Origin of the sequence: Oricola nitratireducens, assembly GCF_014904745.1 — a bacterium.
Classification (GTDB): Bacteria; Pseudomonadota; Alphaproteobacteria; order Rhizobiales; family Rhizobiaceae; genus Oricola; species Oricola nitratireducens.
Window position 1 is genome coordinate 45,434 of the sequence record NZ_JACZCS010000044.1, and the last position, 12,480, is coordinate 57,913.

Here is a 12,480-nt window from a genome sequence, read left to right on the forward strand (position 1 = left end):
TCATGCGCGAAGGGTAAGCGAAGTGCGGTGGCGCGCCAACGCGTCCATGGCTTTACCGCCCCAGCAGGATTTCCAGCACCGTCTTGCCGCCGCCGCCCGAATCCTGGCCGACACCGACCTTCGGGCGCGGGACGCCGGTCGAGGATGTCGTGGTGCCGTCTGGCTTGGGCGGGAAGAGATTGCGCGAGACAGCCGTGCCGTTTGCCGCCCTGCCCTGGTTGCCGCCAGCGACGGCCTCCGCAGGACGCGTTACGGGGATGTTCCTCGGACGGGCAACCGGGGTCGCGACCCTGCCGGTGGTGCCGGGCAACGGCGCGACGGGCACGCCCTCATGCGCCTTTTCCATGAAGGCCTTCCAGGCCCGTGCGGGCAACGAGCCGCCGGTGACATGATTGGTCGGCGAACCGTCGTCGTTGCCGAACCAGACGCCGGTGGTGAGATTGGCGGTGTAGCCGATGAACCATGCGTCGCGCGATCTCTGGCTGGTGCCGGTCTTGCCGGCGGCCGGACGATCGATCATGGCGGCGCGGGCGGTCCCGTCGGTCAGGGTCTTTTCCATCATCCGGTTCATCTCGCCGGCGATCTGCGGCGAGATCGCGCGGCTCATATTGTCGGCGGTCTGCTCGTAGAGGACCTTGCCCTTGAGCGTCGTCACGCGCTTGATGATGTAAGGCCTGGCCCGGTAGCCGCCATTGGCGAAGGGCACATAGGCCGAGGTCAACTCCATCAGCGTGACCTCGGAGGTGCCGAGTGCCAGCGAGGCGTTGGGCTCGAGATCGGAGACGATGCCCATGCGGTGCGCGGTCTCGACGACGTTCTTCGCGCCCGTCTCCATGATGAGCTGCGCGGCAACCGAGTTCAGCGATTTCGACAGCGCCGTCTCCAGCGTCACCGGGCCGTAATACTTGCCGCCGTAATTGTCCGGCGTCCACTTGCCGATCTTGACCGGCGCGTCGTTGCGCACCGAATCCGGCGTGCGGCCCTGCTCCAGCGCCGTCACATAGACGAAGGGTTTGAAGGCGGAACCGGGCTGGCGTTTGGCCTCGGTGGATCGGTCGAATTGCGAGTTGGCGTAGTCGTAGCCACCGACCATGGCGCGCACGGCGCCGGTGTTGTCGATGGAGACGAGCGCGCCCTGGCCGACATGGCGCTTCTCGCCTTCCTTGGCGATCAGGTCGTGGATGGCGTTTTCGGCGAATTTCTGCAGCACGAGATCGACCGTGGTATCGACGATGACGTCCTGGCGGACCTCGCCGATCAGCGAGGGCAGTTCCTCCATCACGGCGTCGGCGACATAATGTTGCGACCCGGTCCAGAAGGCAGCTGCGCGCTTGGCCGGATGCGAGATCGCGGCGGTCATCTCGCTGTCGGAAACGAGGCCCTGCTCGCGCATCGCGGCGAGGACGACCTGGGCGCGCTCCTCGGCCAGTTTCGGATTGCGCGCCGGCGACAGGCGCGACGGCGCCTTGAGGAGACCGGCGAGAAGCGCCGCCTCGGGCAGCGTCACGTCGCGCGCGCTCTTGTTGAAATAGCGCCGGGAAGCCGCTTCGACACCATAGGCGCCGGAGCCGAAATAGACCCGGTTGAGATACATCTCGAGGATCTGATCCTTGGTGTATTCGTGCTCCAGCCAGAGCGCGAGCAGCACCTCCTGGACCTTGCGGCCGATGGTGCGGTCGGCGGTCAGGAACAGGTTCTTGGCCAATTGCTGGGTTAGCGTCGAGCCGCCCTGGACGAGGTGGCCCGCCATGACGTTGGTGACCATGGCGCGGGCAAGACCAATCGGATCGACGCCGAAATGCGAATAGAAGCGGCGGTCCTCAATGGCGATGACGGCCTCGGGGATATAAGGCGACATCTGGTGAATGCCGAGCGCCTCACCGCCGGTGGCGCCGCGATTGGCGATCAGCGAGCCGTCGACGGCAACGATCTTGACGTTGGGCGGCCGGTCGGGGATCGCCCAGGTCGTCGCCGACGGCAACTGCGCGCCGTACCAGACGACGATGCCGGCGACGGCGATGCCGCCCCAGATGCCGAAAATGAATGTCCAGTAGACGAGGCCGCCGAAAAGGCCCGCCAGACCGCGGCCGCCACCGCGACCGCGCCGCGCCTTCCTGCGGGACGTGGCCGGTTTGTGGCGCTCGCCCTTGGCCGATTTCCTTGCCGTTCCTTTGGCCGTTCCTTTGGCCGCGCCCTTGGCTGCGCGCTTGCGCGGTGGCGCGGCGCGATCATCGTCGGTGACCGACAGCCCGCCCGAACGGCGCGAACGCGGCGCGTCGTCGAAACGCGGTTCGACGCGGGTTTTTGGGCGTTTTCGGCTGGCCATGGGCGATTTCGGTCCGTTACTCGTGCCGTCAGACGGCAACTGGACTGTAAATGCGGCGATTTAAGGCGCCGTAAACAACCGGTGAACGAAAACGGTCAAATTGCGACCTGAAGGCGGACCCGCCGCCGCCGTGACAGCGCATGCCATGAAAGATGCCCGGATAAGTTGAATTTCGGCGCGAAGCTTGATCGATATCAATGAAGTCCGGAAGACCGGCCGGATAGCTGAGAAACTGAGGGGTAACGGGTAAATCCGAAGGAATTCACATGCAAAATATCCGCCGAACCCTGATCGGCCTCCTCGCGCTGCTCACAATCCTCTGGCTCATTGCAGAACCTTCCATCTTTCAGCCGGCGAACTTCTTCGCGCTGCGCGCGATGATGATGCAGTACAGCGGCATCATCGCGATGGGCGCCATGAGCGTGGCGATGATCCTGGCGCTGCGCCCGCGCTGGCCGGAACGCTGGTTCGGCGGCCTCGACAAGATGTACCGCCTGCACAAATGGCTGGGCATCACCGGGCTGATCGTGGCCGTGATCCACTGGCTGTGGAGCCAGGGCGCCAAGTGGGGGGTGGGCTTCGGCTGGATCGCGCGTCCGACACGCGGGGCGCGCCCGGCAATCGAAAATCCGGTCGAGGCCTTCTTCGCGACCCAACGGGGAACGGCGGAAGGCCTCGGGGAATGGGCCTTCTATGCGGCGGTCATCCTGATCGCCCTCGCGCTGATCAAGTATTTTCCCTACCACTATTTCTACAAGACGCACCGCCTACTGGCCGTCGCGTATCTGGTGCTTGCATATCACAGCGTGGTCCTGACGAGCTTCGACTACTGGACATCGCCGATCGGCGCGGTCATGGCCGTGCTGCTCGCTTACGGAACATGGGCCGCCGTCGTGGTGCTGATCCGGCGGGTGGGCGTCACCCGGCAGGTTCGCGGCACGATCGCCTCGACCCAGTATTATCCGGGCGTGAAAGTCCTTGAGACCGAGATCGAGGTCCCGCATGGCTGGCCGGGCCACAAACCGGGCCAGTTCGCCTTCGCGACGTCGGATCTCTCGGAAGGAGCGCATCCCTACACGATCGCGTCCGGCTGGAACGACAAGGATCCGCGCATCACCTTCATCACCAAGGAATTGGGCGATCACACCAGCCGCCTGCGCGAGAAGCTTCACGCGGGGCAGGCCATGAAGATCGAAGGACCTTACGGCTGCTTCACCTTCGATGACGACCGTCCGCACCAGATCTGGATCGGCGGCGGAATCGGCATCACGCCGTTCGTCGCCCACATGAAACACATCGCGCTGCAGAGCGGCGCCGGAAAGCCCGGCTCGAACGCGAAGACGGCCGATCTGTTTCACACCACGATGGATGTCGACGAGGAAGCGCTCCGCAAACTGGCGGCCGACGCATCGGAGGCAAAGGTGCGGCTTCACGTTCTCATCGACGAGCGCGACGGACGTCTGACCGGCGACCGCATCCGCGCCAAAGTGCCGAACTGGCGCGAAGCCAGCATCTGGTTCTGCGGCCCGTCCGGTTTCGGCGAAGCGCTGCGCAAGGATTTCGAGGCACAGGGGTTCGACGTTGCGAAGCACTTCCACCAGGAACTGTTCGCCATGCGCTGAACAGCGCCGCGGCCGCACAGACCCGGGCGGCCGGGATCAATCGACCGCGAGGATCATGTTGCCGACGACGGGATAAATTTCCCGTCGCCAGCGCTTGCCGGTTCGCAGGCGGCCCCTGCATCTCGAATGCTGCGACGTAGCGGCCATCAGGCCTTTCTTTCGGAGTCGTGCGTTACCTCCCATGGCGCCACCCAATCGCCGGCGACACGCAATTCGACCCCTGCATCGTCCTCGATCAGGCGGCAGACCGACATCTCACCCGCGTCAACGCCGTAACGCTCGCCGGATTCCGTGAAACGGGCATGGCAGGCATCAGTCAATTCCGACCGCGTGCCGGTCTGGTTCATCAACTCCTCGATCAGACCGAGATCCTTCAGGCACAGCTTGAGCGGGAAGGAAGGATCGTAGTGTCCGGCAAAGATCGACGGGACATCGTGCTGCATCACGAAACTGTCGGCGGCGCCGCCCTTCATGACCTGCCACCAGACCTCCGGCTCCAGGCCGGCCTTCTTCGCACAGACCATGGCCTCGCCGATCGCCGCGGCATGGATTTTCCAGAGCTGGTTATTGACCAGCTTGGCGACATACCCATTACCGTATTTGCCGACCTTGCGCAGTTCGCCCATCGCCTCGATGACCGGCCGCGCCTGCTCGACATGGGCATCCTCGCCGCCGACGAACATCGGCATGTCGCCACGGATGGCCGCATCGACCGAGCCCGTCACCGGTGCGTCCACCGGCCTGCCGCCCCGGGCGACGAAATCCTTTATCATTTCGCGCATGAAGGACGGTGACGAGGTCGTCAGGTCGATCCAGAGCTTGTCGCCGCAATCGCCATGGATCAGACCGTTTTCACCCTTCAACACCTGTTCGAGGTGCGGCGGGCCGAAGACCATCGAGACGACGCAATCGACCCGGTCGATCATTTCGCGGGGGCTGTCGACCCAAATGGCGCCCATCTCTTCCAGAGGCGCGCCCGCCTCGCGGCGAAGGTCATGGACGCAGAGATCGAATCCCGCGCGGCGAATATTGCGGGCAGCATTGCCGCCCATGGTGCCGAGGCCGATAAATCCGACTTTCATACGCCGCTCCCTTCGCCAATCGGGGCACAGGATAAACGACAGGCCAGACATTGCTAAAACGAGATTGATCAATATGAATTATTAAAGATATCTATGCTGCCATGATCGATGTCGACACCAAGCTGCTGCGCTCCTTCCTCGCCGTATCCGGCGAAGGCAGTTTCTCGAAAGCCGCGGACTGGCTGGGCTGTTCCCAGGCCACAATGTCGCTGCGCATCAAAATGCTGGAGAGGCAGGTCGGGGCGGTGCTGTTCGAGCGCGGCTATCACCGGGTGACGCTGACACAAGTCGGCCGGGACCTTCTCCCGCAGGCGCGCGCGATCATCGACCTGCACGACCGCATGATCGACCAGCTACGGCACCAGAAAGTGGCGGGAAGCGTGCGGCTCGGGATCGCGGAAGACTACGCGGTGCCGATGCTTCCGCAACTGCTCACTCGCCTGCGCAAGACATACGAGGCAATCGAGCTGAACATCGTCTGCGAATTGAGCGCCCGGCTTCGCCAGCGCATCGACGCGCGCAGCCTCGACATCGCGATCGTCACGACGGAAGAGCCAGTGCCGGGCGCCACGATCCTCGCCGAGCCGAAGCTGCAATGGGTCGCGGCCCCCGACTTCGTCCTGCCCGAGAGGCAGGACCTGCCGATCGCCTTCTATCCGGAGGGCTGCGCATTCCGGAAGGCGGCGACTGCCACGCTGGCCAAGAATGGCGTGCGCTACAGAGAGGCACTCAGCAGCGTCAGTGGACAGGTGATCCAGAGCGCCGTCGTTTCAGGCCTGAGTGTTACCATCATGGCCGATGGCACGATCCCGCCGGGCTTGCGCGTCCTGACAGCCGGGCTGCCGCCGCTTCCGAAGACCTGTATCCAGATTCTGCGGCGTGCCGGCGCCATCCCGGAAGCCGTGAAGCTCGTTTCGATGCAGATCGCCCGCCTCTACGGCCACCAATAGGCACAAGACAGGCGCTGGCCCGGTTATCTCGCCGCCAGCGCCGCCAGGATGCGCGCCCAGGAGCGCTGGCCCTTGTGGAAGCTTTTCAGCGCGTATTTCTCGTTCGGCGAATGCAGCCGGTCGTCGGCGAGGCCGAAACCGACCAAGACGGAATCCATGCCGAGCAGCGACTGGAAGTCGCCGGCGACGGGGATCGAGCCGCCCATGCCGATCATCAGCGCCGGATTGGGCCATTCGTCGGACAGGGCCGTGCGGGTTTTCTGTAGAACCGGCGAATCGAAGGGCAGCTGGATGCCGGGCGAGCCGCCATGCTCCTCGAAGGTGACGGAACAGTCTGCCGGGATGCGGGCCTTGACGAAGTCGCGGAAATTGGCGCGGATCGCCTCGGGATCCTGCTTGCCGACGAGCCGGAAGGAGACCTTCGCCGACGCCCTGGCCGGGATCACCGTCTTGAAGCCGTCGCCGGTGTAGCCGCCGGTGATGCCGTTGACCTCGGCGGTCGGCCGCGCCCAGGTCAGTTCGAGCACCGACCGGTCCTTTTCGCCGGAAGGGATCGAGAGACCGATATCCTTCAGGAAGCTGTCGGCGGTGCGGCCGAGGCCCTCCCACTGGCGCAGGATGTCAGCGGGCGTTTCCTCGACGCCGTCGTAGAAATGCGGAACCGTGACGGCACCATTGTCGTCATGCAGATCGGCGAGAATCTTCGCGAGAATGTGGATCGGATTGGCCGCCGCGCCGCCGTAGAAACCCGAATGCAGATCGCGACTGGCGGCCTGCACGGTGATCTCCTCGCCGACGAGACCGCGCAGGCTGGTCGAAATGGCCGGCGTTTCGGAATCCCACATCGCCGTGTCGCAGATCAGGGCGAAATCGGCCTTCAGTTCCTCGGCATTGGCCTGGAGGAACGGGATCAGCGACGGCGACCCGGATTCCTCCTCGCCCTCGAACAGGATGGTGATCCGGCAGGGCAGTTCGCCATTAACCTCCTTGAAGGCGCGGCAGGCCTCGACGAAGGTCATCAGTTGGCCCTTGTCGTCGGCGGTTCCGCGTCCGGTGATGATCTTGGAGCCGTCCGGCGCGTCCTTGACCGAGGGCTCGAAGGGATCGGTTTCCCATAGTTCGATCGGGTCGACCGGCTGGACGTCGTAATGGCCGTAGAACAGCACATGCGGGGCGTTCGCCGACGGGCCGTCGTGATGGGCGACGACCATCGGGTGGCCGGGCGTATCGCGCACGGAGGCCTGGAAGCCGATATCCTCCAGCTCGGCAACGAGCCATTCCGCCGCCTCGCGGCACTTGCCGGCATAAGCGGGGTCGGTCGAGATCGAGGGGATGCGTACCAATTCGAAGACGCGCATCAGGCTGTCGGCCAGATTCTCGTCGATTCGGTTGAGGACGGGCGTAAGGGCATCGCCGGCGTTTCCGGTCAGCATAGATGAAGCCTCCATTGGGAATCGGGGTCGATTCCTGCGCGCTCCAATGCGTGATGTAAAGGGAGGAAAACGGGTTCCGGCTAGGCACCAAAAATAATCGCCGCCGTGCGGATAACCACACGGCGGCGATGCGAAAAGGTCCTAAAAGTGGCAGCCTGGAGAGGGGGGTTAGGCTGCCACCTGTCCGGATCGGCGGGGGACGGGCCTTAGCCGGACATCGGCGCAATATGCCGATTAACCATTTCTCACATATGAGTGTGGCATAAAATGGGCAGGGCGGCGCATCACATTGCAACCGTTAACTCTGCGTGACGAATCCGCCCGAGCGCCTTGCTTTTCCCCGCAATAGCAACGATTTTTCAGCGCAGAGGCGTTATTGTCGCCGCAATTGCGGCATTACAGCATGCAAAAACATGTGAGCACGGACGGCTTGATTTCGCTTGTGAAAATTCGACCGGGGACGTTTCAAGTAACGGATACGAAATCGGGCGCGCAATCATCGTGCCGCAGCGGCGAAAGTTCGGGGGACTGATATGTGTGGCATCGCGGGATTCGTAACCGGCGACTTCGGACGAAGCCAGGCCGAAACCGGGTGGCTTGGCGCGCTCTCGGCGCAGGTGACCGCCATGCCCGAAGGGCTTGATGCGGTCGACACGCTGCAAAAAGCCGTCGAGATGCTGGAGAAGCGGTTCGCCGACCTGATGTCGTTTGCCACCGGGACGGCGGTCGCCTTCGACGGCGATTTCCGCGCCAGGGTGATCGCGCTCGCCGACGCCTTCAGGGCGCAGACAGCGACGCTGACCGAACTGTCGAAGAAGGGCCGCACCGACCTCGACCCGCTGATCGAGAGCCTGCGCGACTATGAATGGCAGATCCGCGAGGAACTCGTTGCGCAGACGGACGAGGCGGTCTCTTTGATGCCGGGCGAGATGAACTCGCTCGACGGCAACGCGATGAAGGTGGCGCTCGCCGCCGAACATGTGCTCCGGGCGAATGACCGGCTGGAAGTGCGCGGGCGCGATTCGGCGGGCATCGCCATCCATATCCTGATTCCGGAAGGGGCGCTCGACGCGTTGCCGGACGACCTGAAGTCCGACTTCGACGCGCGGCGCGCGACGCTGCATGCCGGCCATCTTTCGGTTTATCTGCACGAGAACGGCGGCGGCAACCGGACGCTGACCTTCGTCTACAAGACGGCCAATCTCGTCGGCCGGCTCGGCGACAACGGCGCCGCGCTGCGCGAGGCGATCCGCGGCGACCGGCTGTTGTGGGCGCTGGCAGGCGAAGCGAAACGGGCAAGCGTGCTGTCGCACACGCGCTGGGCGTCGCACGGCGTCATCTCGGTAGCCAACTGCCACCCGCACAATCCGTCGCTGAAACAGGATGAAACGAGCCAGACCGGCATCTCGCTGGGGGCCATGTATGCGCTGAACGGCGATGTCGACAACCATGTCGAACTGCTCGCCGAACTGGTGACCAACCGGCAGATGGCCATCGATCCGGCAATCACCACCGACGCCAAGATCATTCCGATCGCGCATCGCAGCGCGGGCGCCGATGCGGGCGACCTGCTCGACCGGTTCCGCACGGCGGTGCGCCGCCTCGACGGGTCGATCGCGGTGGGCAGCATCGACCCGAGCCAGCCGGGCGAAGCCTTTCTCGCGCAAAAAGGTTCCGGACAGGGCCTGCATGCCGCGCGGCTCGCCGACGGCTGGATGTTTGCCTCCGAGGTCTACGGGCTGTGCAACGTGGCGCGCTCGTCGTTCAACCTGGCGCGCTCGATCGCCGGAGGATCGGTGATCCGGCTTTCCGGCAATGCCGACGAACCGGAAATGCGCGGCGTCGCCGACGGCACGGCCGTCGCCGTAAAGCCCGAGCCGATCCAGATCTTCGCACGCGACATCTATCGCGGCGCATTCGATTTCTATCTCGAAAAGGAAATCCATGACGGGCCGGAAAGCGTCGCCAAGACGTTGCGCGGACGCTACCGCCGCTCCGGCGGCCTGATCGCCTTCGACGATTTGCCGACCGATATCTGGGCGTCGATGCGCAAGGCGGTCGCGCGCGGCGTGTCGCGCGTCTACGTGATCGGCCAGGGCACCGCCGGCGTCGCCGCCGTGGGCATCGCGCATCTGATCGAGCGGGCGCTCGGCCGCGACACGCGGCTTTCCGTTCCGGTGCTGGCGCTGCGCTCGTCGGAAATGTCGGCCGAGATCGACGCCTACGACTTCCGCAACGCGCTGGTGATCGCTGTGTCGCAATCGGGCACGACGACCGACACCAACCGCGCCGTCGACCTGGCGCGCGAACGCGGCGCGACCATCCACGCCATCGTCAACCGGCGCAATTCCGACCTGGTGCGCAAGGCGGATTCGGTGCTGTTCACCTCGGACGGGCGCGACGTGGAAATGTCCGTCGCCTCGACCAAAGCCTTCTATTCGCAGTTGACCGCCGGCAAGCTGACGGCGCTGTTCCTCGCCGATGCGCTCAACACGATGACCGATGTCGAGATCGCCTACGAGATGGGGGAACTGGAACGGCTACCGGGGCTGATCGACCAAGTACTGGGCAAGGAAGAGCAGATCGCGGAATGCGCCAACACATTTGCGCCGCAGGCGCGCTACTGGGCGGTGACCGGCTCAGGCGTCAACCACATCGCGGCGCTGGAAATCCGCATCAAATTGTCGGAGCTCTGCTACAAGTCGATCCCGGTCGACTACACCGAGGACAAGAAACATATCGACCTGTCGACCGAGCCGCTGACGCTGGTCGTCGCCAACGACCTGCCCGGCGATCTCGTCGGCGACGTGGTCAAGGAAGTCGCGATCTTCAAGGCGCATAACGGCAAGCCGATCGTCTTCGCCACCGAGGGCGCGGACGCCGATGCCTTTTCGGAATATGCCGAGCGGGTGATCGCGCTGCCGAAGATCGGCGGCGACCTCGCCTTCGTTCTGGCGACGGTGGCCGGCCACATTTTCGGCTTCCACGCGGCGCGCGCCATCGACCGGGCGGCGCAACTGCTGAAGACGATTCTCGCCGATCTCGGTCATGTCGCCATGGGGGACCCGGGCGCGGATACCGGCGCGCTGCTTGAAAAGCTCGATGCCTTCATCGACGAGGGCGCGGCCGGCGCCTTCAATTCGGGTCTCGGCGCCAGCGACCTCGCCACGCTGGCGAAGCTCGGCCGCAATCTCGGTCGCGCCAAGGATGCGGCGACGGCACGCGAAGTCGCCGGATCCGCGCTCGGCGCGGTGCGCCACATCTTCGAGGAAACGTCGCGGCCGATCGACACGATCCGCCACCAGGCCAAGACCGTCACCGTCGGCACCAGCCGCCCGGAAGACGCACTGTCGCCGGCGATCCGCGACAACCTGGCGGCGCTCGGCATTTCCGACTCGCGCCTGACCTTCGACAACCGCAAGATACTGGCCGCGATCTCTCGGCTTATCGACGAGATCGAGTGGACGGCGCTGCTGCAGGTCTCGCAGGGCAAGGACGGGCCGCGCGTTCAGCTTTCGGGCGCCGCGCCCTCGCCGGCGCTTTCGGCCTATGGCAGCCCTTGCAAGCCGCTCGGCGTGCTCGGCTCGACGCTCGACGACCACACGCTGCATGCCGGATTCCTCGGCGAGGCGGAGGTGATCGCGGTGCCGGTCAACAACGCTTCCTATTCCGAGGTCGACGGGCTGGTGTGCTTCGCGGTCAAGCTGCAGGCGCATGCCTCGCGCGAACAGAAGACGGCGGCGATGCAGGCGCTCGGCACGTACAAGCCGGTGCTGCGCGAATGGGAACAGAGCTTCGGCGAGGACGCCGCGGCCGCGCTGGCGCGCCAGATCTCGCGCGAAAAGCCGGAAAACGTGGTCTTCCGCCCGAAGGTTTTCGATCCCGCGCTCAGCCAGGACGAACGACAGAGCGCGTGAGAACAGCGATCGCCGGTCCTGTCCGTCAAAACGGACGGAAGGCGACCGTGTAGAGACGTCCCGAAAACTGCCGGCAAAGGTCCTCGATCACGTCTCCGATCGTCGGATGTTTCAGTACGCCAATGGTTCTTGAGATATTGTACTCGCTCCTGCGGACCGTCATATCCGTCAAGATCGTCGGCACGGTGGCGGCCAGCGGATAGCCGGCCTCGAAGTGGATGGCCTTCAGGCCTTCGCGCGTCGGACCATATGCGGCAACCCCGTGCGGGCTGACGGCGAAGAACCGTAATTCGGCTTCGGGATTGTTCGCGAACGCGAGTTCGGAAAGCTGAATAGAGGTTGCGACATCGGCAAGGCTGGGAAGCGCAAACGCGACCGGCAACAATTCATGCCGAGGGATCTCGGCGGCGGGATAATCCAGCGGCAGTATCCCGTACTCCCAACCGGCAGCCGCATAATATGTCTCCGGATGAAAGTGATAGATGTGGACAACCGTGTAGGTCTCGACGATGTGTTCCAGATAATCCGCGTCGACCTCGACCTCGGAATCGTCTGGCAGGGCCAGCTCATGGAAACCGACCTCGATCCAGGTTTCGATATCGGGGATGTAAGCCCATTGCTCTTCGAAACTGGACCGGCGGACGAGGCTCGCGATCTGCGTAATACCCGCTTCCTCACCCGTCCTGACCACGGTGCGGACTTCATTCGCGCTGTTGGTTTCCAGTGCCGGCAGTTCGCGATACGGCTTCTCGGATGGCGGGAGGTTCAAAGCGACCAGGTCGTCATGTTTCTGCGCGGATGCGACAGCGATTGCCCCTCCTAACACTAGAGCAGCGACAATGGGGAGCCTTCCCGCTGTGTTTCCGCCGATCATCCCTGCTCTTCGCCGGTTTTTTTACCTAGTGTAGGCTTTTAACAACAAGCCGGCCATTCGAGGCCTGCCACAGTCGTTACAGCAGGGCAATCGCCTGAATTGATTCCCACCCGTTCAGACTTCGTTAACCTCAAGTTATTGCAAAGAAATACAAGTTGAGGCGAACCCCGCCTCCTTTCCTTGACATCGCGCAAAAAGCGGTTCGAGTATGATTACCCTACGTCAACTAAAATCACAAAAACAAAAGAGGCGTGCACGGAGAGCCGGTAAACTGAT

At 64.0% G+C, this 12,480-nt stretch carries 7 protein-coding genes; 3 read left to right on the forward strand and 4 right to left on the reverse strand.

The window, feature by feature from the left end; translation table 11 throughout:
• Positions 1–52 precede the first annotated feature (52 nt).
• Entirely contained in the window at positions 53–2,326 is a 2,274-nt protein-coding gene (locus IG169_RS19380) for a transglycosylase domain-containing protein (protein ID WP_193177909.1), read from the reverse strand.
• 266 nt (positions 2,327–2,592) lie between these two features.
• Here IG169_RS19380 and IG169_RS19385 point away from each other — a divergent pair, with 266 nt between their 5' ends.
• Positions 2,593–3,948 (forward strand): ferredoxin reductase family protein, encoded by a 1,356-nt coding sequence (locus IG169_RS19385; protein ID WP_193177910.1) that lies wholly within the window; start codon positions 2,593–2,595, stop codon positions 3,946–3,948.
• A gap of 146 nt (positions 3,949–4,094) precedes the next feature.
• Here the strand turns inward: IG169_RS19385 and IG169_RS19390 are convergent, their stop codons facing one another.
• Positions 4,095–5,030, reverse strand: a complete 936-nt coding sequence (locus IG169_RS19390) for an NAD(P)-dependent oxidoreductase (protein ID WP_193177911.1) — start codon at positions 5,028–5,030, stop codon at positions 4,095–4,097.
• Positions 5,031–5,131: 101 nt separating this feature from the next.
• On the opposite strand from IG169_RS19390, the gene IG169_RS19395 reads away from it, so the two are divergent.
• Complete coding sequence (locus tag IG169_RS19395) at positions 5,132–5,980, forward strand: LysR family transcriptional regulator (RefSeq protein ID WP_193177912.1); 849 nt, start codon at positions 5,132–5,134, stop codon at positions 5,978–5,980.
• Positions 5,981–6,003: 23 nt separating this feature from the next.
• On the opposite strand, the gene IG169_RS19400 is transcribed toward IG169_RS19395, so the two are convergent.
• Entirely contained in the window at positions 6,004–7,413 is a 1,410-nt protein-coding gene (locus IG169_RS19400) for a M20/M25/M40 family metallo-hydrolase (protein ID WP_193177913.1), read from the reverse strand.
• A 533-nt stretch (positions 7,414–7,946) separates the two neighbouring features.
• Here IG169_RS19400 and IG169_RS19405 point away from each other — a divergent pair.
• Positions 7,947–11,330, forward strand: a complete 3,384-nt coding sequence (locus IG169_RS19405; RefSeq protein ID WP_193177914.1) for an SIS domain-containing protein — start codon at positions 7,947–7,949, stop codon at positions 11,328–11,330.
• A 25-nt stretch (positions 11,331–11,355) separates the two neighbouring features.
• Here IG169_RS19405 and IG169_RS19410 read toward each other — a convergent pair whose 3' ends face one another.
• A complete protein-coding gene (locus IG169_RS19410; protein WP_193177915.1) occupies positions 11,356–12,204 on the reverse strand; it encodes a hypothetical protein in 849 nt (282 codons plus the stop codon).
• Positions 12,205–12,480 lie beyond the last annotated feature (276 nt).